Raw genomic sequence first — 20,160 nt, forward strand, 5'->3', positions numbered from 1 at the left:
CTGGGCATCCTTCCTGGCCGTCAGGCAGGACGCCCGACGAACCGGTAGCCGATGGTGCGGACGGTGCCGACGAACCGGGGTGCGCTCGCCTCATCGCCCAGTGCGCGCCGCAGAGTACGGATGTGTACGTCCACGACGCGCTCGTCGCCGAAGAAGTCCTCGCCCCACACGTGGGTCAGCAGTCCGCGCCGGGTGAAGACCCGCCCGGGGGCTCGGGCCATTGCGAACAGCAGATCGAAGTCGAGAGCGGACAGCTCCACCGTCCGGTCGGCATCGACGAGGACGGTCCGTGTCTCGGGATCGATGGTCAGCCCGTCGAAGCGCAGCGCGGCGTCCTCGTGGGCCGCTTCGGGGCGGCTGTCGGTGCGCCGCAGGATGGCGCGTACCCGTAGTGCCAGTTCACGGGGACTGAACGGCTTGGTGACGTAGTCGTCGCTGCCGGTGGTGAAGCCGATCAGCCGGTCGACCTCCTCGTCCCGGGCGGTGAGCATGATGACCGGGATCTGGCTCGCCTCCCGGATGCGGCGCAGGACCTGAAATCCGTCCAGCCCGGGGAGCATCACATCGAGCACCACGAGGTCCGGCCGGTCACGGGTGACCGCCTGCAGGGCGGAGGGTCCGTCCGCAGCTTCGACGACGTGGAACCCGTCCGCCTCCAGGTAGCCGCGCACGGTCATGCGGATCTTGGGTTCGTCATCGACGACCAGAACGCGCTGCGTACTCATCGTGCTCGCTTTCCATCGCCGAGGTGGGAAGGGGGAGGGTCGTCTTGGCCGCGGGGTGACCGGCGGCGTGGAGGTAGAGGGCCTCGAATGTGGCCAGCGTACGGTGGATGTCGTGCTCGGTGACGATCTCCCGGCCCGCCTCGCCCATCCGGCGCCGGGCCGCCGGGCCGCGGGGTCGTCGAGCAGTTCCATGAGGCGGTCGGCGAGGGCGCGCACGTCACCGGGCGGGAAGAGGTAGCCGTTGCGGCCGGGGTGGACCAGGTGAGGCAGGGCCATCGCGTCGGCCGCGACGACGGGCTTGCCCGCGGCCATGGCTTCCAGGGTGACCAGGCTCGCGGCACCTCGACCTGGTCCTCGCCGGGCTGCGTACCCCGGCCGCAGAGCGCACCGCCACACCAGGCCCACCACCGCAATGGGCCGAACGCCGGGAGCTGTGGAACACACCACAAGAGTGAGACCGTGGCAGACACACGGTTGAAGCCACCAAGGCGTTCACGGCTTCCACGCCGATGCCGTCAGCCCGGTGCACGGCCTGGCATGCACGAGAAGGTTGACTTCCCCCGACACCGCCCACAGGAGCCGGGCTTGTACTGCCGCGGTGGTCTCGCTGCGGCAGGAGCGACGACCCGCCACGTACGGAGCGGACCTGCGCAAACCGGCTTCCCCATCCTGCGGGCCACGTTCGCCCGGCAAGCGACGTCGATTTCCGTCGACGACCCCTCCGCCGGCCGCGCCGACCTTTACACGGAGCACCGCCCGCGCCCCGTCGGCGGAGCAGCGGGCGGCGGGCTTGGCCCGCAGTCGCGGCTCAGCGCGAGCCGGCGCGGCGTATACGCGCCTTCAGCTTCGGGAACTGCTCCAGGGCGTTGTTCCGCTCCAGAGCGATCCGCTGGGGCCGACTGTAGACCTCGTCGACGGTCGGTTCGGGGTCGCCTGCCTTGAGATTCGGCAAGCTGCCCTTGAGGAAGGGCATCGTCTCGACGTTGTCGGCCGCGTAGAGGTGGCGGGTCGCGGGCCAGTCGCTGCCGAACATGATGTGGTCGTCGGGCACCAGCGACGACAGCGGCTCCAACTGCGCCGCGGTGAACGCCTGTGCATCGTCGAAGAACATCCGCTTGATGTACTTGAGGGGGCCTTCCGGCAGCACCTCATTGAACGGCGGGAAGGCCGAGTGCCGTGTCGCGAGCCGGTAGGCCAGGAACGGCAGGGCCCCGCCGCTGTGCGTGAAGTGCCAGCGGATGTTCGGGTAATCCCGCAGGACACCGTTGTAGATCAGGCTCGTCATCGCACGGGTCGCGTCGAAGGTGTACTCGAAGACGTTGTTGCCGGCCGGGATGTCCGGGCCGAAGCAGAGCTTCGGAGCCGGGTTCGTCTCCGGACCCGTCGGGTGGACGTAGACGTAGGCACCGCGGTCATTGAGGATCTCGTACAGAGGCGCGAACGAAGGGTCCCCCAGGTAGGTGCCCTTGTAGTTGGTGAGCAGGCAGATGCCGTCGAGATCCAGCTCGCCGAGCGCGCGGTCCACCTCGGCCACCGAGCCCTCGATGTCGGGCATCGGGGTGACCGCGAAGATCCCGAATCGGTCACCGCGGGTCTGCACGAGGTCGCGGGCCCAGTCGTTGACCGCGCGTGCGGTGGCGCGCCGGTCGTCGACCGGGCCGACGGTGACCTGCAGGTCGCCGAACGACAGGACGCTGGCCTGGATCCGGTACTGATCCATGAAGGCCAGGTGCCGCTCGACCGACCACGGACCGTACGCCCCGGTAATGGCGCCGAGCAGGCCGTAGCGCTTCAGGTAGTCGTTGTACACGTCGGGCGAGTAGTGCGCGTGGGTATCGATACGCCAGTTGCCCTTCGGCAGCCCCGGGCCGGACACTGCCGACTCCGGACTGGCCATGGCAGCAGGCACCGTGGCCGCAGCCGCCGTGACGAGCGCCGCGGCCGATGCTCCTTCGATCATCCTTCGACGCGAGATGTTCCGTCCCAGGTTCATTTCCAGTTCCCCATTTCGTTCTGTGTGCGAGTCAGGTCGTATGTGCGTGCGTCATGGCGCCGTCGCCAGGCCGGGTAGGGCCCGCTCAGGGCAGCGAAGGTCCCCGCCGCAATGGAGACCGCTCTCTCCTCGGGCGGGCGCGGTCCGGGCCCATCAGAGAGCGCAAGCGGCCAAGTCGCTCCTCGGCCGGGCCAGTTGTCACCAACAGGTCGATCCGGCGCTCATGCGCGGAACCCCATGGCGCCGACGTAGCCGCGCCGGCCGACAGTCGGCTGTGGGGCGGACCCGCGGGCAACGCCGCCGGCCCCGCCGCCGCTGCCCTGGTGAACAGGCAGGCGGTTCCTTCATGCAGCGCGTCATCGCCGCACTCCTGCCCAGCAGAGTCCGCGTGCTTCGCTGACCCCGGACGAAGGAACGCGCCGATCACAACGGAACCGGACAGCGCGGTGTCAACCGCCGTCGTCAAGTGCCGCACAGCAAGGTGATCAACGCTGTCCACCGGCGGGACGAGGAGTACGTGCATGACCGTCAGACAACAGCCGCCTCATAAAGCACGTACGGCTCAGCACATGAAGCTTCCATGAAGCCAATCGCCAGACTTCCGCCCACTTCCCGAAGCGGTCTCCTGCTTCTCCCAGATTCAGGTGCCGCCCCCGGCCACCACCCTGAGGAGACTGATGCGGAAGGCCAGGCTCTGCCACCCGACCGGTACGACGAACGCGAGACTTACTCAGACGGGTCCGTCGAGAGTAGGTGGTCACCTCTTGAGTGCGTCCGCTGTGACCAGGTGCAGGTGAAGCGGCGATACAGCAGTGCGGATGTTGTTGTCCTGCCTGTTCTCGAGGTTCGACGCCCCCTCAACGCCTTGCTTGTGTCGGCAGACACCGTGCCCCTCGCAGGTCGTGTCGCTTTGCACCAGGTCTGGGCCTTTGACGCGTGTCGCGTTGCGGTGACCCATCGTGTCCCTTTTCCGTTGTGGGCTGCGTGACTGAGACGCCATCCGCTCTCCGAACGTGATCGTTTAGTTCGGGTGTGTGGGAATGAACTGCCGCTCGTGAAGAGAGAGATGGGTGTGGTTCGTCCGCTCACCTGGCTCGTGGAGGTCGCTGGTTGCGTCGGTGCTCGGGCTGTTGAGGCCAGGGGAAGGAAGGACCGGGAGGAGATCGCGCGGTTGCGGGGGATGCCGAGCGGATCTCGTCGGTGCTGAAGTCTGAAGCGGCCCGGGAGGGCATGCGCTGCCGGCAACTGGCTGTCTGCGCTGGGACTGCAGGCCGTCCCGGCGCAGACTGGGCCGCCGCAGACGGGTGATCGAACGACCAGTCCTTCTGTCGTATGCCGCATGACTGCTGCTCGACCGCAGCGGCAGCTCACCGGTGACGCCATGCAGTGCCTGCTCGGCTGGCTTTCCAGGGTCCAACGCGCCCGCTGATGGCAGACCCCGGGCCTCCCCTGGGCGGCCTGGGCTACGAGAAGAAGAGAAGCAAGGAAGTGTCACCTGATGACCACCGAGTGACCGCCACCCGCCGGGCGTTTTGTCGGATCCCGGGAAACGATGGGAGACGTCACCGCGAGTAACCAGCCGCCGAAGCACCGCGCGAACGCACGAACCGCGCTGGAAGGGCATGCGATGACCGGTACCGCTCCCAAGGCTCCGACTGCAACAGGGGTTCGGTCCTGGTGGGGGATCCCATACGCCACCGCCGAGCGGTATCGCCGCCCCGTGGTCGCGGACTTCGATCCAGACCGACCCTATGACCGCAAGGGCGTCGTCTCTGTCCAGCCCGACAGCGGCGACTGGCTCGAAGCGGACAGCGGGATGGGCGAGGACTGCCTGAACCTGAACGTATGGGCCCCCGAGCAACCGGCCGACCAGGCGCTCCCGGTGACCGTGTACATCCACGGCGGCGGATTCGAGTACGGCGCGAACGCCCAGATCACCTCCAACGCCTCCGGTCTCGCCGCGACGGGGCGCGTGGTGAGCGTGTCGGTCAACTACCGGCTCGGCGCCCTGGGCGCACTCTCGCTCTCGCAATACGGCGGGCGGCTCGCCCAGGCCAGCAACCTTTTCCTGCAGGACGTCATCGCCGCGCTGACCTGGGTCAAGCGGAACATCGCCCACTTCGGCGGCGACCCCGGCCAGGTCACGGTCTACGGCCACAGCGCCGGCGCCTACTCCACCTTCGGTCTGCTCGGCGCCTCCTCCGCCGACGGCCTGTACCGGCGACTGGCCGGGTTCTCCGGCGGGCCCGCTCGTAGCGTCCCGGCCTGGTGGGCCGAGGAGCTCGCGCACCTGTTCGTCACCGAACTCGGCGTCGCGGACAACCCGGAGAAGCTGCTCGACCTCGACGCGGTCTCCCTGAGGGACGCCCTGCGCAAGGTCGCCCCGACGGACCTCGGAGTCCGCGGCGGGGTGGACAACAAGGCCACCGGCGTCGTCCTGGACATCGGACAGCCCGGCGCGGTGGTGCACGCCCATCCCATGGACGTCCTCGCCTCGGGCGCGCACCGCGATGTCGACGTGCTGCTGAGCATGGCGAGTGACGACATGGGGTGGTGGGTGGCGAACGACCTCGACCGCTTCAACCCGCACACCCTCGACCGCGTCCTCGACGAGGTCGCGGGGTGGCGTATTTCCCGCTCCCGCGCGAAGAAGATCGTCGACGCCTACGACCAGGGCGGCCGTACCCCGGCCGAGGTCCGCGCCGCGGTCATGGCGGACTACCTCTTCGGGCTCCCGGCCGCCCGCGGCGCCCTGGCGCACGCCGCCGCGGGCGGCAACGCCCATCTCCTGATGATCGGGCCCGCCGAGGGCGCGCCCGCGGTGCACGGCACCGAGATGTACGCCCTGGTCGGCCAGGAACAGCCGGGCCGCAGCGCCGAACAGGCCGAGCGTGACACGCGGATCCGCGACATCGTGCTCGACTTCGCCACCGGTGAGCAGTCCCGTCTGTGGCCCGCCGTCACGGACAAACCCACCTCGGGAAGCGTCGGCAACCCGCCCTTCGAGGTCACCGCCCACTACCAGCAGGCCCTCGGCCTGTGGGAGGGCATCGACCGTCCCTGACGGCTGGCGGGACGGTATCCGGAATAGCGCACCAAGGGGGCGAAACAGAGTGAGGAACTCGGTATGAGCCAACCGACAGCAGTCGGCGACGCCGCACCGGCGACGATGCGGGCGGTCGTCGTCACCCGGCCCGGCGGCCCGGAGGTGTCGCAGTAGGCCGCGCCGGCCCGCGCCGAGGACCTCAGCCGACTGCCGCGCACGTACATCGACACCGGCTCGGCGGAGGGGTTCCGCGACGAGATCCTGATCTACGCCGGCCGCTTGTCCGAGGCGGGCGTGAGCGTCGATTTCCACATGTGGGGCGGAGGCTTCCACGGGTCCGGCATGACGGCAGATCATGCGGCTGTGCCGCGTGCCTCAAACGCGACCCGCGAGGAGTTCATCCGGCGGGCTCTCGACAGGTGAGCGATGCGACAACGCGCAGACTGCGAAGTCAGCCATTGCGTCTTGACGGCCAAGGGGCGTCCGCCGCGTTTCCGTCAAGTGTCGGACCTCGCTTCGCGGGCCGCGTAGGCGGCCGGGGTGAGGCCGGTGCGGTCGCGGAAGAAGCGGCCGAAGTTCGCGGGGTCGGTGAAGCCGAGGTGGACGGCCACCGTCCGGGCATCCCACCGGGCAGCTCCCAGCAGGCGCCGGGCTTCCAGGAGGCGCCGCTCGTCGATGAGTTCACGTACCCCCTTGCCGGTGGCGTCCCGGGCGGCACGGCTGAGAGTGCGGACCGAACAGCCGAGCAGCCCGGCGTAGTCCGCGGCTTGGTGCAGCTCGCGAAAGTGCAGCTCCAAGGCGTCCAGGAAGCGTCGGTACCTGTCGGCACGGCCCGTGCCGGCCGCGGCCGTGCCGATGGGGGCGATGTCCGGGGAGTTGGCCAGGCGCAGCAGCAGCGATTCGAGCAGGCTGCGCCGCAGTGCGTGGTGGACGTCGAGGGGGCGGCGCCCCAGTGCGCGGTGTTCGTCCAGGAGCTGGAGTGCCGTCTGCTGGAGCCAGGCGGTGTCGTCGGGGTGCGGGCTGAGTACGGCGGGGGCCTCGTGCGCGGTGAGCGGGGCAAGGAGACGGGCGAGGTCGGGCCGCAGCACGCCCGGTTCGAACAGGATGAACGGGCCGCGGGCCGCGCCGGGCGGATGCCAGCACTGCGCGTGCCCGGGACGCACCCACAGCCACTGGCCGGGGGCGACGGTCCGCGTGACGTAGTCGACGTCGTGCCGCAGCTCACCCTCGGTGACCAGGATCAGGTAGTGGAAGGTGGCACGGCCCGGACGGGGCGGGTTCCACGGCCAGTCGTCGTGCTGGGCGAAGAAATCCTCGACGGTACTCACCTCAAGGCCGTACGGAGTACCGACCGGGGGCTGGAAACCGTACAGCGGAACCGCAGCTGGTCCGGCCTGCCTGCTCGGCCCGGAGTGTCGCTTGTCGACCATCGTGTGCCCGCAGTCTACCGCCCTTCCGGTCGGCTTCGACGCAAGGATGGGACGTGCCACTGCGCCCGCACGGCGCACCCTCCGCCTCCTTCGCTGCCACAGTCCGTCACCACCTGAGAAGGCCCACTACCCATGAACGAATTGGCCCTGCACAAGACCGCCACCGACTGCGCGGAGGAACTCCCCGGAGCCCAGCTCGAGCACCCCTTCGGCCCCGACTGGGAGGTCTACAAGGTACGCGGCAAGGTGTTCATGCTGATGACCGAGGTCCCCGGGCGTCCCGTCGTGATCCTCAAGGCGGACCCCGGCGAGGCCCACGCCCTGCGGCAGCAGTACAGCCACATCACCCCCGGCTACCACATGAACAAGAAGCACTGGATCACCCTGGAGAGCGGAGAAGGCGTCGACAAGAAGCAGATCGAGGAACTCGTCACCGACTCCTACCGGCTCGTCGTCGCCCATCTGCCCAGGGCCGAGCGGCCCGTCGACCCGCACACCTACGGCACCGGCACCCGGGCGGCCCGGTGAACGCGGCCGGTGACCGGCTCCAGGACACCGCCCGCCAGGCGGCCCTGGCCCTCCCCGACGTCAGCCACGGCTACCCCTTCACCCCGGGACTCGACGTGTACAAGGTCGCGGGCAAGGTGTTCCTGATCGTCACCGACGACCCGGACGACCAGATCGTCACGGTCAAGTGCGAACCCGAACACGCCCGCGCTCACGTACGCGCCTACGCCTCGATCACACCGGGCCGCTACCTCGACAAACGCCACTGGATCTCCCTCGGTCCTGGTCCCGGCATCACCGAGCGGCTGGTCACCGACGCGGTCGAGGATTCCTACGACCTGGCCGTCGAGCGGCTGCCGCGGCGAGACCGCCCTGGTGCCCGATGAACGCCGCGAGCTTCCCCACGATCGGCTGAGCCGACGCCTGTCAGTGCCCCGTGCACGGCTGGCCACGTCCGCACACGTCCGCCTGCGGCCCGAGAGACCGATGGAACCGACCGAAGCGACCCTGCCGCTCTTCGGCGAGGAGCCTGCCCGGCCCCTCGCCGACCGCCTGCGCCCCACCCGGCTGGAAGATGTCGTCGGGCAGGAGCACCTCCTTGCCCGGGACGCCCCGCTGGGCCGCATGGTCGCCCAGCAGCGCCTCGGCTCCGCCATCCTGTGGGGCCCGCCCGGCGTCGGGAAGACCACCATCGCCCGGCTCCTCGCGGACGCCGGCAACCTGGCCTTCGAGCCGGTGTCGGCCACCTTCTCCGGCGTGGCCGACCTGCGCAAGGTCTTCGCCACCGCACGAAGCCGACGCGGCATCGGCCAGGGCACCCTGCTGTTCGTCGACGAGATCCACCGCTTCAACCGTGCCCAGCAGGACAGCTTCCTGCCCTACGTCGAGGACGGCACCGTCACCCTGATCGGCGCCACCACGGAGAACCCGAGCTTCGAACTCAACGGCGCCCTCCTCTCCCGCACTCAGGTCCTCGTCCTCAAACGCCTCGACGAAGCCGCACTGTCCACGCTCCTCGACCGCGCCGAGCAGCTCACCGGCCACCATCTGCCCCTGGACGACGACGCCCGCCGCGCCCTGATCGCCATGGCGGACGGCGACGGCCGCTACCTCCTCAACATGGCCGAACAGCTCCAAGCCCTCCCGGACACCGAAACCACCCTGGACACCGCCGGGCTCGCCCATCACATCCAGCAGCGGGCCCCGCTGTACGACAAGGCGCAGGAGGGCCACTACAACTTGATCTCCGCGCTGCACAAGTCGATGCGCGGCTCCGACCCGGACGCAGCCCTGTACTGGCTCGCCCGCATGCTCGACGGTGGCGAGGACCCGCTGTTCGTGGCCCGCCGCCTGGTCCGCTTCGCGAACGAGGACATCGGCCTCGCCGACCCCGACGCTATCCAGCAGGCACTCGCCGCCTGGGACGTGTACGAGCGACTCGGCTCCCCCGAGGGCGAGTTCGCGATCGCCCAGGCCGTCGTCTACCTCGCCACCGCCCCCAAGTCCATCGCCGTCTACCGCGGCTTCAACGCAGCACACCGATCAGCCCGGCACACCGGCTCACTCATGCCGCCCGCCCACATCCTCAACGCCCCGACCCGGCTGATGAAAGACCTCGGCTACGGCAAGGACTACCAGTACGACCCGGACACAGCCGACGGCTTCTCCGGTGACGGCTACTTCCCCGACGACATGGACCGCGAGACGTACTACCAGCCCACCCGCAACGGCTACGAAGCCCAGATCACCGAGCGCCTGCGCCACTGGGCCACTCTGCGTGCCCGCCGGCAACGCGACTGACCGGCCGACGCCCGCGACGTCCTTTCCGAAGGAGAAAACAGATGGCAGGCCGGACAGCAGCAGACTTTTCGGTGCCTTGACCACCCGGCCCCCGTTGGACCCGGAGCTCGCGCCCGCCGAGGAGGCGCTGGGTGGTGTTTTTCCGACCCTGTCGGAAGAGACCCCTGCCAGACCGGCGGCAGCTGGCCGACGGGTTCTCCGGGCGGGAACCGGACCCCAGGGCACTCCTTGCCCCAGGTGGACGCGGACGGCAGCAACATGGTCTTCGAGTCCTGCCCGCGCCAAGACGGAGTCCGGCGTTCCGCAGGCGTCCGCGACAGTGGCCGCCCAGACGTCCGGCCAGGCTGCGCAGAGCAGCCCGATGCCGGAACCATTCTCTGCTCAGCCGACTGGCGCGGCCGTCGTCGCGCCCGAGGTGCTGCTGAAATCTGCTGTGGAGCCGAGGGAACGGCAGGCCGAATGGCACCCCGCGCTGGACCTCCCGCTGGGTCCGGTGGTGGGCCTGGCCGACACCGATCAGGCCGCGGGTTTCGCCGACGATCACCTCGATCGACCACGGCGTAACAAAGCGGGCCACCAAACTGTCCGGCAGACGCGGTGAGGTCTGTGGAGATCAGTGCCAGGTCGTAGCCGGAGTCGGCGGCATCCTCCCGCAGCAGCACCGCCTTCACCATGCGGGTGTGCAAGAGCTGAAGAGACACACCACAGGCAGGTGGTCTCGGCGGCGAACACCGCCTCGGTGCGGCCGTAGCGCACCACCGCCTGCAGGTTGAACACCCGCGTGGATGCCGGTTCGGCCGACGCGCCGAGCTGCCCGCCCTTCAGGCGGGGCCACCCGCGCCGTCCGGTTGGCAGCGGAGCGAGCGCGTAGAGCGCCGCGTTGGGCAGCACCCCCGTTGTGAAGGTGACCGATGCAGGCAGGTCACGCAGTGCACGGCCGTGGTATGCGGCGTCGGCGACCACATCGATACGCCAGCTCCAGTGGCAGGCGGCCAGGAACCGGATCATGCCCTCTTCGAGCAACTTGCCCGCTCAGCGGGCAAGTCGGCACGCATCCTCAGAGCGGAGGCCAGAGCAATGAAGGAGGAGCAGGGTACGGCCGGGGAGCAGACGGCCCCGCGTGTGATCCTGAGCGAGACCAGCCCACCCGGCAGACCGCCCACCGGTACACCCCAGTCCACCACGCGACCGGGCGGCGAAGCGCCCGTCCAGACCTGACGCACGCGGTGTTCACACACCCATGGCGCGAAGCCGCATCGGGAAGGAATGGTGCAACTCCTGCTCCCCGTAGGCCGGATAGTGAGTGCCGGTGGGCGTTACGGACCTTCGTCCAGGGTGCGGACAGCATCACCGGGCAGCCGGATCCCGCCATCGGCCGCGGCGTGCACCGTGGTGCTCAAGGCAGGTCGTCACTGGCACTGGCGGCCGGTGTTGATGCACTGGACCATCTTGTTCATCAGCTGCTCGTCGAAGACGTTGACGAAGTCACCGTGGTCCGTGATGGGCTTGTGCATCTGCTCCGGGAAGCCGTCCACCGCGTAGAACGGGCTGGACTGGCCGCTGTCGTTGAGGCTGGGTGCGTCCACGTCGTAGACCAGCCGCTGTACAAGCTGGGGAACGGCCTTGAAGCCACTCGGGCAGGCGCCTGTCTTCGGGTCGGCGAACGCGACGTGGTCGCGGTGGTTGGCGCTGTCGACGTTCTGGCCGTCCCAGCAGCTCTGGAACTTCGACGTCCTCACCAGGCTGCTGCCCTCGGGACAGATCGGGTACTTGTCCGTCAGCTGGCGGTTCTCGAAGCCGGTGCAGCTCCACGCCGCGTTGGCGTTCTTCGTGCCGTTGGTGAATGCCTTGGCGTCACCGGTGATGATCCGCAGGAACTTGGGCATGGCCACGACCTGGCTGCTCGCGTTGCCCACATAGTCCAGGGTCACCTGCGATGCGGTGAGGATCTTGCCGGCGTTGCCCTCGGCGCCGCCGCCCTGCTGCTCGGCGTCGAATTCCTCGGTGCCGTCCTGCAACCGGAGGACCGGCCAGTAGTAGGACGACTTGTCCCCCTGGTTCTGACAGGTCGTGTCGCCGCCCGCGAAGTCGTCGTTGTCGGCGAACGCGTCGTTCGCCTGGTTGCCGACGTAGTCATGCGTGTGATGAGCGCCGTTGTCCACACCGGGCGCCACGATGACGTTGTCGGTGTTGTACAGCTTGTTCTCGTTCACACCGCACTGGGTGGCGAAGGTCCCCCGGGAGGCCTGCTGCGACCCTCGGGGTGGTGTCACGTTGGGCTTCACCGAAGTGATGTCGACGAAGTCGGCGGCGACAGGCCCGTTGCCTGCCTGTCCGCCATTGGCGGGCCGGCCTTGCCCGTTGCCCTGCTCTTGTCCCTGGCCGTTCTCCTGGCCCTGCTCCTGGCCGTTCTGGTTGCCGCCGGTGTCCCTCTGGTTGCCGGAAGCGCGCAGCGTACAGGCGGCCAGTGCCTTGAGTCCCTGCGGCTTGTTCCCCACCCTGCCGATGGCAATGGAGATCCGGTCGATCGTCGCAGCCCGCTTGTCCTTGAGGGGGACAATGATCGCGTTGTTTGCGAAGCCGTTGTCCTGCTGTATGGCCCGGGTTGAACTCTGCAGCCTCTGGTAAGCCTCCGATACCTGGCTGTCCAGTGCGGCAAGTTCCCTGTCGACCTCGGCCCGGGCCTGGTCCGGCACCTGCTGCAGTCGGCTACCGACGTCGGGGCAGTCGATGGTCGAGGCCTCCGAGGCCGCAGCTTGGCCGGTGCCCCCTTGAGGCGACTGTTTGACGGTGTTGTCGCCCGATGTCTCGTGGGCGGAGGCGTACACGTTCACGGCCACCAGCCCGCCTGCTCCGAGCGTGAGAGCCGCAGCGGCGGCTATCGCCTTGCCGCCCGTGGTCTTCGATCGTTTGCGTGTGTTGCGCCGCATGTTTTTCCTCCGAACTCTTCTGGGTGAAACGCCACTTCACGAGGCGGGTCGGACCAGAAGAAAGCGATGTCCTGCCAGGTGGTCCCGTTGTTGGGCGCGTTGCCGACGAAGGGGCGGTTGGGCCGTCGTGCGAAGCATTCACCCCTCGCCCCTCGGGCCTGCTTGGTCTGTTCACTCGCGGGTTTCTCTGGCTCTCGACGCTTCTGTCGAGGTCTCGTTCAGGAACCAGAGTTGCCCATGGGGCTGCCGTGACGGAGGCATTGGGTCGTCGCGTCAGGTTCTCGTAAGAACTCGCCGCGCTGAGCCGCGACTTCGGGAGGGCTGGGTTGGCTGATGACGCCCGCGACGCTGGAATCAACCCTCACCCCGACTGCGGTTCGCAGGCGTGCGGTGGTGCTACGCCGCTCCACCGGAGGATCACAGCGGTGACACGTCAGGGCGCCGGGCAGGTGCGTACCTGGGGTCGGCCTCCGTTGCCGCTGACGTGATGACTGCCAGTCCCAGGAGGCTGTCGGGCCGGTATCGCGGCGCTGCGCAGGCCCAGGGCGCCAGGACGTCGCGTTCTTCTTGACCGGGCTCGTATACGCGGGCCCCTATGCATGGTGAACCATGCAGATTCGGGTCAACGTAGTTGAAGCGGGAGGCGTACGGACCAGTTCTTACGAGAGGTTGACACGATGACCAACCAACTCCCCTCAGGCTCCTGAACCGGCAAGCCTGGCCCCTCGCCACCGGACCGGAGTGGCGGTGGCAGAACCGCGAGGAGTCGAGCATGAGCAGGCCCAACGAGCGCGACAACCACAAGCCCGCGGCACCGAGTCCACTGAGTGTCATCGGCGGCGGATACCTGGCGACCGCAGCCGTCCGAGCCACGGCGACCGTTGCCCCAGCCGACCATCCAGTCCGTTCCGCCACCGAAACGGACCACGCCCTCGCCGTCCAGGACGACAGCTGACACAGACCGTCGGGAGTTACCGGCAGCCAACGCCGGTCATCCGGGGCCCAGTGTCGGCGACTGCCACACCGTAGCGACCTGCCTCATGTCCCTTCTGGTCGCATCGACTTCCTGCAGCGGTCGAAGACGCGTGGAGCGGCGATCCAGCCGAGGACTCTGCGCCCGTTCCTTGGCGCCGAGGCGACGGCTGTGCAGCAGGGTCATGTCGTAGGCGGCCACAGCCGGGGCTCGGTCCCGGCGGTCGCGTTGCCCTCCACGATGCCGGATCGGTAGACGTCCTGCACCTGTTCGGCATGGGCTGCGGCACGGTCACTCTCCGGTCCCGTGATCGCCCGCTGGGCGGCGGGGCAGCACGCCGGTCTCGCCGGTGGGGCGCTCAACCGCGGTCCCCCAGGCGAGCAGCGCGAAGCCCAGGGCGAAGCCGAGCATCGTCCATACGCCGCGTGGCCAGAAGATGTGGCTGTCGACGAAGGACCAGCCCGCCGCCAGGAGCACCGCCGTGCCGGGAAGTACTCGGACGCCGTGTTTCGCAAGCAGCGCAACGGCGGTGGCCGCGATGGCGCCGATGAGGGCGTAGGCGCCGGCCTGCCCCAGCGCCTCACCCGTGTCGTAGAGCGGGCGCTTGACCGGTCCGAGGCTCGCTGTCGCGCCGGCGTGCTCGACCGCGGTTCCGGCCGCGATGCCGGCGACCGCGTCGAGGCCGGTGTAGAAGGCCGCGTAGACGAAGGCACCCGCCCAGGCCACCACGGTGGCAAAGCCCGCGAGGCCAAGGCGGGGCCGATGCCACAAAGGAACCAGGAGACCGACCGTGAGCAGCGGAAAGACCGGCAACAGTGCGATGTGCAGCTGTGTCCAGTCCGCGGCCGTCGATCGGGACAGCCCGTGCGGATGCGCGATGCCCGCCGCAGCCAGCACAAGGGGGGCGGCAGTGACGAGAGCCATGCGTCGGATGGTCGACATGCCTGCGAGCGTAGGTGCGTGAGGGCATCCGAAACGGCCGCGTAAGAGTTCTGTAAGACGCTTGCCGTCCTCAGACCGAGTGACTCGGTCATTCGCCAACACAGGGCTTGCCGGGCACGAGAACCCGCGCCCGGCGAGGAGGTTTCGTCGCCTGCCCGCCGCCAGGAAGCCCTGTCGTCCTGCCGCCAGGACCGTCTTACGAGAGTCTGACGCGGCCACCGTTCCGCATCGGCACACCGCTCCCACTGGCCACTCTGGTGCCGTCCACAGCCGTGGACCGCACTGCGCCGACACAGAGGAACGGGACATAGACATGCACAACAGCCGCAAGACCCACCGTCGCACGAGCCGGTCCGCCGACATACATGGCGGTCACCGGGTGAAGTCCAGGACACGGCGCATCGTGGTCGGCGGCGGGGCCCTGGCCATCGCCGGGGCCGCGACGGTGGCTGTGTCACTGGCCTCGGCGAGCCAGTACTCCGGGAGCACGGCCGGGGCCGACCATGCGGTCTTCGTCCAGGGCAACGAGCTGGACGGCAACACCATCCATGTGTTCGCGCGGGACGACAACGGCAAATTGAGTCCCTCGGGGACCTTCGCGACCGGCGGCCAGGGCGGTGACCAGGTCGACGCGCCCACCGACTCGCTCGCCTCCCAGGGCTCGCTCGTCTACGACGACGCTTCGGGCATGCTGCTGGCCGTCAACGCGGGCAGCGGCACGGTGACCTCCTTCCGCGTCGAAGGGCAACAGCTCAAGGACCGGCGCGTCGTGGACTCCGGCGGCAAGTTCCCGGCCAGCATCGCGGTGCACGGCACGGTCGCGTACGTCATGAACGCCGGCGGCGAGGGCAGCGTCCAGGGCTTCAGGATCACCAGCAAGGGGCTCAAGCCCCTGAAGGGGTCCCACCGGTCCCTGGGCCTGGCCAATGAGGACACACCGCGCTTCGACACCTCGCCGGGCGAGGTCGAATTCGCCCCGGACGGTCGCAATCTGATCGTCACCACCAAGGGCAACAACACCGTCGAGGTCTTCCCGATGAAGCCGAACGGCCTGCCGGCCGTCGCCGAACCCGTTGTCAACGAGTCGGCAGGCGGCGTGCCGTTCGCGATCAGCTTCGACAGGACCGGGAAGCGGATGCTGGTCGCCGAGGCCGAGAAATCCACCGTCACCACGTACAAGGTGAAGCGCGAAGGCAAGCTGAAGGTCCTTCAACAGCCCCTGTCCAGCGGCCAGGAGGTCCTGTGCTGGCTGGAGCGCGCGGGCGACTTCTTCTACGGCGGCAACACCGGAAACTCCACCGTCACCGGATACCGCATGGACAAGCGGGGCAAGCTGGCCCTGACCAACGAGGTGGGTATCGCCACCCCGCCCTCCGCCAACTCGCAGGGCGTGATCGACCTCGCCGTGACCGAGGACGAGAAATTCGTCTACGTCCAGAACGCCGTCTCCGGCACCGTCGACGGCTTCCGCGTCGAGGCCAACGGCTCCCTCACCAAAGTCACGACGGCCGAGGGCCTTCCCGCCTTCGACGAGTCCGGCATGGAGGGCATCGCCGCCGTCTGACACGGACACGGACACGGCCGTCACAAAGAGCCCCATCCAGACGCACAGACTTCCGCGGCCGCCCGGAGGGTTCCTCCAAATCGGAGAGCCGCCTTCCACAACGGAAGCCCCAGGCCCTGAACTGGGGCTTCTCATGGACCGGGTGACGTTGAACGAACCTGCAACCTTGCATGCGCGGCCAAGAAGCCAGATGCTCACGCCCAGCGGTGCTGAGCGAACGCTGCGCCAGTTGCAGCCCCGGTCAGGGGCCGCCGACGAGGCAAGGCACTGCAGACGATCCAAGTCGTGCACCGCCCCGCAGGTCGCCATACGCCTCAACCCCCTGCGCCGGCCAAAGCGTGTGCACACCTCGAGCCCATACGCGAGCTGCCGCCCGAGGCTTCAACAGGATGCCCGAGAGCCATACTTGACCATGCGGGGACTATCACGACTCGATACGCGAGAGGCAGCAATCCGGTGAGCAGCGGCAACCAGGGCGTGCGGAAGGCCGAGGTACGACTCAAGTGGGACCCAAGTCCCTGGAACCGGCCACCCCACCATCTCGACATCATCGCCACGACCTACTCGGCGGACGCCCCGTACGGGAGACCGGTGTACATCGTCCACTTCGACAGCCGCTCACCGGACGGCACCATCAACATGAGCCGGCACAGCCAGACCGGCCAGGGCTTCGGCTACGTCGAAGTGATGACCCTGGAGCTCGATCGCCTCGCCCCCTCCTTCGCACGGGTGGTCGTGGGTGTGGCAATCCACCAGAACAGCGGCCCCAAAACCTTCGGTGACCTGTCGAACGCCGGAGTGCTCGTGGCCGAGGGCTACAGGGAACTCCTCGAGGACAACTTCGCGCAGGTCTCCGGATGCACCGCCACAACGGTCGCGGAGTTCACCCGGGACGCCTCCACATCATGGGAGTTTCACAAGATGGTCCGGGGGTTCGACAGCGACCCCGAGGTCTTCACCGCGGAGATGGGCAGCACCCCGTAACCCGACCGGGCGGCAAAGCCCGAGGCGCGATCGATCGCGGTGGCCCCGCCCCGCCGCGGTACCAAAGCCGAGGATCGTCTACGCAGCGAGACTCCGTCTTCCTGCGCCGCTCCATGGCCGATCTGTCATGGATACCGGCTGCGCAGGCCTGAGAACCGTACTCCGGGACCAGCGCTCGCGTGTTCGCTGCGGCGCCCGGCCTCTCAGGGGGCGATACCGAAGGGCAGCAGGTCCATGGTGGCAGGCCGATGCAGCACCAGAAGAGGACCACCAGGCCCCGACCTCCTTTACCGGGGCGAGAGTAGATCGGCTGTCTTTGCGCCGTCGGTGCCGGAGCCCGGCAGTCTTCTGCCGAGGAGACCGCATCGGCTTGGCCAGGCCGCGCAAGCGTCCGACGCCTGCGGTTCTGGAGAGCAGGAGGAATCCACCGGCGCCCTCCCCGCCAAACGGCACCTCCTCCCTTGGTTTCCCCACCCGGGTGGGCTCGCCCGGACAGCCGCCGCAGCCCGCGTTGTCGACGCCTTCGCCGAGCGTCACGGCCTCGCACTGCCGCGCTTCGCGCTCACCCAGGGTCGGCTGCATTCCTTGGAATCGACGTCCTGAATGTGTCCGCCCGGCCCAGGTGAGACGTCTGTGACGATCGGCTTCGGCTGATCACGCGTGCGGCGCCGGAGCTCGCCGATCAGCTTGCTCCGGCGTCGCCTTCAGGCGTCAGGCGCCGTCATTCCTGTCGGACACGGTCGCGCTGACCGGTGTGCCCGCCTCGACGGTGCGACTGACCGTGCAGAGCCGGTCGTGCGAAGTCTTCACGGCTCGGGGCAGGATGGTGCGGGCGCGTTCCCCCGACGGCCCGTCCGGGAACGCGACAGAGAAGGTGACTTCGAGGTTCGACATTCGGTTGCCGCTCTCGTCCTCGACCTTGTTGCCGGTCACGGCGACGGAGAACGTGGTCGGTTCCTCGTGACGACTCGTGGCAACCTCTACGTCGGCCGCGGTACAGCCGCCGATGGCCGCGAGGAACAACTCGACCGGCGTGAAGTCGGCACCCCCGCCGGTGCCGAAGCTCAGCGTGCCCCCGCGGGCATTGGTCACGGTGAACCGGCCCGGGCCGGCCCGCTCGATGGTGACAGAACGCAGCGAATTGTCAGTCATGGCGACGACAGTACTGTCACGCCCCGCGGACCGTCCTCATGCCGCGCCTGCCCATATACCGAGCGCCTACAGCCGGGCGCCGAATGCAGTGGCAGGCAGATTCCGGTTGCGTCCCTTTGACACCACCTGACGGGAAGATCGGCTGGGCGCTGCCTGAAATCCGGTTCGCCTGACGGATTCAGGAAGACAGCGCCCCTCAACGGAGGCGGTGATGTGACGCTACCGGTGGTGCGGCGGCTGCGGGAGGTCGGCGAGGTCGGGTGCCGGTTCGGGCCTGATCAGGAGTATGGGGCAGGGGGCGTGGTCGACGACGAAGCGGTCGGCCGGGCCAGGCTCTTGGGGCCCAGGCGGCTGCGGTCGCCGTCACGGGCGACGATGAGCAGCTCCGCGCCCTGCGCGGCGAGCACGACCTCATGCTCGATGCGGCCGGTGCGCTCTATACGGGTGCAGGGGCGACCCAGGCGTCAGCATGTTTGTCTGGGTCATGCCCTCAGATCCTCCGTCACGGGCAGGCACTCGGCGAGGAGGTCGACGACGTCGCGCCAGGCTCGCTGCGCGTGCTGCGGGTGGTAGTCGACGCCGGGGACCGTGGGGTGGTCGACCGGCGGATGGTGGAAGGCGTGCAAGGCGCCGCCGTAGACCGCGAGGCGCCAGTCGACGCCCGCGGCCTGCATCTCAGCGGTGAACGCGTTCCGTTGCGCGGGCGGCATGATCGGGTCTTCCGACCCGACCCCGGCCCACACCGGGCAGCGAATGCGCGCCGTCTCGCCCGGTCGGCCCGTGGTCAGTGCGTTGACTGTGCCGATCGCGCGCAGGTTGACGCCGTCGCGCCCGAGTTCCAGCCCGATGGCGCCCCCGGTGCCGTAGCCGACGGCGGCGATCCGGTCGGGGTCGGTCCGCGGTTCGGTGCGCAACACGTCGAGCGCCGCATGGCCGATGCTCCGCATCCGGTCGGGATCAGCGAGCAGTGGCATGCAACGGGCCAGCATCTCCTCGGGGTCGCTCAAATAGCGCCCGCCGTGGAGGTCGAAGGCCAGCGCCATGTATCCCAGCTCGGCGAGAGCATCGGCCCGGCGGCGCTCGACGTCGCTGAGCCCCGTGCCCTCTGGTCCGAGCAGCACTGCGGGCCGACGGTCGACACCGGCCGGGAGCGCGAGGTGCCCGATCATCGTCAGACCGTCGGCCGGGTACTCGACCGTACGCGTCGTAATCGTCGTCATGAGACCGGACCCTTGTGATCGTCGAGCCCGGTCCGGCCGCTGTTCTGCCGCAGGCAGAGCAGCGCGGACATCCCCCTGAAATACGGCGAGGGCTCACAAGAACCGTCACAAACCTCGTCCCCACGGCCACTATCCATGCCGTTGCCCCTTTGGCCCGTATCCCGGTCAGGCCTCTCACCGGTTTGAAGATGGGTTCCAAGGCCAACGGCAACCTCAGCGGTGGCGGCACCGCGCCGGTGCTGACGGGTCCGGCCTTCATCGCCAAGGACAACGTGGCCGCCGTCGCCGGGTTCGCCGGGTTCGCCGCAAAGGAACGCGGTAACCGGTTCAGCCAGCCCCGGAACCGTACTGCCGTCTCTCAGGCCGACGGTTCCGGGATCGGCCCGCTGCTCCCCCGGACCACCAGCTTCGGGTCCAACACAGCTTCCCGCGGCTCCAGTTCCGGCTTCTCCAACCGCTCCACCGCGAAGCGCACCGCGTACTCCGCCATGAGCCCCGCGTCCTGACGGACGGTGGTCAGGCCGATCGGCATCAGGTGGGAGAGGTGGCTGTCGTCATAGCCGACGACGGACAGATCGCGCGGCACCTCGACGCCGGCCCTGGTCAGGGTCATCAACAGGCCCATCGCGCTGCGGTCGTTGCCCGCGAGGACCGCGGTCGGCAGGGGCTGCCCCTGGTCCCGTTCTGATAGGAGCAGACGACCGGTCTCGATACCCGACTGCTCCGTGTGGTCACCGGGGATGACACGCGCCTCGGACTCCAGCCCGTGGCGTCGCATCGCTGCCCGGTAGGCGCGGCGCCGCTCGGCCGAGCCGGGGCCGGTGCCACCGTCGATGTGCACGATCCGGCGATGCCCCAACTCGACGAGGTGGTCCATGGCCTGCCGTACGCCCT

16 protein-coding genes and 5 pseudogenes are annotated in these 20,160 nt (G+C 68.8%); 11 read left to right on the plus strand and 10 right to left on the minus strand.

All coding sequences use genetic code 11. The features are described from left to right. Nucleotides 1-20: 20 nt before the first annotated feature. The 3 genes and pseudogenes from O3Q52_RS12150 to O3Q52_RS12155 form a co-directional block, all read right to left on the minus strand. The gene (locus tag O3Q52_RS12150; protein ID WP_269648794.1) at nucleotides 21-725 is read right to left on the minus strand and encodes a response regulator transcription factor; all 705 of its coding nucleotides are present in this window, start codon (nucleotides 723-725) and stop codon (nucleotides 21-23) included. A gap of 174 nt (nucleotides 726-899) precedes the next feature. Further along, nucleotides 900-1,172 (minus strand): annotated as a pseudogene (locus O3Q52_RS54375) (glycosyltransferase family 4 protein); the annotation flags it as partial. A 361-nt stretch (nucleotides 1,173-1,533) separates the two neighbouring features. Next, nucleotides 1,534-2,685, minus strand: coding sequence for an amidohydrolase family protein (locus O3Q52_RS12155; protein WP_269648795.1), 1,152 nt, complete (start codon nucleotides 2,683-2,685; stop codon nucleotides 1,534-1,536). 1,660 nt (nucleotides 2,686-4,345) lie between these two features. Here O3Q52_RS12155 and O3Q52_RS12160 point away from each other — a divergent pair. Both O3Q52_RS12160 and O3Q52_RS12165 read left to right on the plus strand, forming a co-directional pair. Beyond that, on the plus strand, nucleotides 4,346-5,782 hold the full coding sequence (locus O3Q52_RS12160; RefSeq protein ID WP_269648796.1) for a carboxylesterase family protein: 1,437 nt from the start codon (nucleotides 4,346-4,348) through the stop codon (nucleotides 5,780-5,782). 168 nt (nucleotides 5,783-5,950) lie between these two features. After that, nucleotides 5,951-6,187, plus strand: a pseudogene (locus tag O3Q52_RS12165) (alpha/beta hydrolase); the annotation flags it as partial. Between the two features lie 74 nt (nucleotides 6,188-6,261). Here O3Q52_RS12165 and O3Q52_RS12170 read toward each other — a convergent pair. Next, nucleotides 6,262-7,092: an AraC family transcriptional regulator gene (locus tag O3Q52_RS12170; protein WP_269648797.1), complete on the minus strand. Its 831-nt coding sequence runs from the start codon at nucleotides 7,090-7,092 to the stop codon at nucleotides 6,262-6,264. 234 nt (nucleotides 7,093-7,326) lie between these two features. Here O3Q52_RS12170 and O3Q52_RS12175 point away from each other — a divergent pair, with 234 nt between their 5' ends. The 5 genes and pseudogenes from O3Q52_RS12175 to O3Q52_RS12195 all read left to right on the plus strand — a co-directional run. Next, nucleotides 7,327-7,722, plus strand: a complete 396-nt coding sequence (locus tag O3Q52_RS12175) for an MmcQ/YjbR family DNA-binding protein (protein ID WP_269648798.1) — start codon at nucleotides 7,327-7,329, stop codon at nucleotides 7,720-7,722. After that, entirely contained in the window at nucleotides 7,719-8,087 is a 369-nt protein-coding gene (locus O3Q52_RS12180; RefSeq protein ID WP_269648799.1) for an MmcQ/YjbR family DNA-binding protein, read from the plus strand. The genes O3Q52_RS12175 and O3Q52_RS12180 overlap by 4 nt, the downstream gene beginning before the upstream one ends. A 100-nt stretch (nucleotides 8,088-8,187) precedes the next feature. Beyond that, a complete protein-coding gene (locus tag O3Q52_RS12185) occupies nucleotides 8,188-9,501 on the plus strand; it encodes a replication-associated recombination protein A (RefSeq protein ID WP_269648800.1) in 1,314 nt (437 codons plus the stop codon). Between the two features lie 361 nt (nucleotides 9,502-9,862). Next, on the plus strand, nucleotides 9,863-10,102 hold the full coding sequence (locus tag O3Q52_RS12190) for a hypothetical protein (protein WP_269648801.1): 240 nt from the start codon (nucleotides 9,863-9,865) through the stop codon (nucleotides 10,100-10,102). Between the two features lie 419 nt (nucleotides 10,103-10,521). Beyond that, a pseudogene (locus O3Q52_RS12195) lies at nucleotides 10,522-10,719 on the plus strand (hypothetical protein); the annotation flags it as partial. 191 nt (nucleotides 10,720-10,910) lie between these two features. On the opposite strand, the gene O3Q52_RS12200 reads toward O3Q52_RS12195, so the two are convergent. Next, nucleotides 10,911-12,431 carry a DUF1996 domain-containing protein gene (locus O3Q52_RS12200; protein ID WP_269648802.1) on the minus strand — a complete coding sequence of 507 codons (1,521 nt, stop codon included), beginning with the start codon at nucleotides 12,429-12,431 and terminating at the stop codon, nucleotides 10,911-10,913. Nucleotides 12,432-13,203: 772 nt separating this feature from the next. Between O3Q52_RS12200 and O3Q52_RS12205 the strand changes: the two genes are divergently transcribed. Next, complete coding sequence (locus tag O3Q52_RS12205; RefSeq protein WP_269648803.1) at nucleotides 13,204-13,386, plus strand: hypothetical protein; 183 nt, start codon at nucleotides 13,204-13,206, stop codon at nucleotides 13,384-13,386. A 309-nt stretch (nucleotides 13,387-13,695) separates the two neighbouring features. Here the strand turns inward: O3Q52_RS12205 and O3Q52_RS12210 are convergent, their stop codons facing one another. After that, entirely contained in the window at nucleotides 13,696-14,346 is a 651-nt protein-coding gene (locus tag O3Q52_RS12210) for a hypothetical protein (RefSeq protein ID WP_269648804.1), read from the minus strand. Between the two features lie 313 nt (nucleotides 14,347-14,659). Between O3Q52_RS12210 and O3Q52_RS12215 the strand changes: the two genes are divergently transcribed. After that, a complete protein-coding gene (locus O3Q52_RS12215; RefSeq protein WP_269648805.1) occupies nucleotides 14,660-15,910 on the plus strand; it encodes a beta-propeller fold lactonase family protein in 1,251 nt (416 codons plus the stop codon). A gap of 456 nt (nucleotides 15,911-16,366) precedes the next feature. Continuing rightward, nucleotides 16,367-16,894: a TerD family protein gene (locus O3Q52_RS12220; RefSeq protein WP_269648806.1), complete on the plus strand. Its 528-nt coding sequence runs from the start codon at nucleotides 16,367-16,369 to the stop codon at nucleotides 16,892-16,894. Nucleotides 16,895-17,605: 711 nt separating this feature from the next. Here the strand turns inward: O3Q52_RS12220 and O3Q52_RS12225 are convergent. From O3Q52_RS12225 to O3Q52_RS12235, 3 genes and pseudogenes are all read right to left on the minus strand, one after another. Continuing rightward, nucleotides 17,606-18,046, minus strand: coding sequence for an OsmC family protein (locus O3Q52_RS12225; protein WP_269648807.1), 441 nt, complete (start codon nucleotides 18,044-18,046; stop codon nucleotides 17,606-17,608). A gap of 219 nt (nucleotides 18,047-18,265) precedes the next feature. Next, nucleotides 18,266-18,510 (minus strand): annotated as a pseudogene (locus O3Q52_RS12230) (universal stress protein); the annotation flags it as partial. An 18-nt stretch (nucleotides 18,511-18,528) separates the two neighbouring features. Beyond that, nucleotides 18,529-19,266 (minus strand): dienelactone hydrolase family protein, encoded by a 738-nt coding sequence (locus O3Q52_RS12235; protein ID WP_269648808.1) that lies wholly within the window; start codon nucleotides 19,264-19,266, stop codon nucleotides 18,529-18,531. 197 nt (nucleotides 19,267-19,463) lie between these two features. On the opposite strand from O3Q52_RS12235, the pseudogene O3Q52_RS12240 reads away from it, so the two are divergent. Continuing rightward, nucleotides 19,464-19,562: pseudogene (locus tag O3Q52_RS12240) on the plus strand (sugar ABC transporter substrate-binding protein); the annotation flags it as partial. A 62-nt stretch (nucleotides 19,563-19,624) separates the two neighbouring features. On the opposite strand, the gene O3Q52_RS12245 reads toward O3Q52_RS12240, so the two are convergent. Continuing rightward, a partial coding sequence (locus O3Q52_RS12245; protein WP_269648809.1) for a LacI family DNA-binding transcriptional regulator occupies nucleotides 19,625-20,160 on the minus strand: 536 nt, incomplete at its 5' end.

The organism is Streptomyces sp. ActVer (assembly GCF_027270795.1).
In the GTDB taxonomy this organism is placed as follows: domain Bacteria; phylum Actinomycetota; class Actinomycetes; order Streptomycetales; family Streptomycetaceae; genus Streptomyces; species Streptomyces umbrinus_A.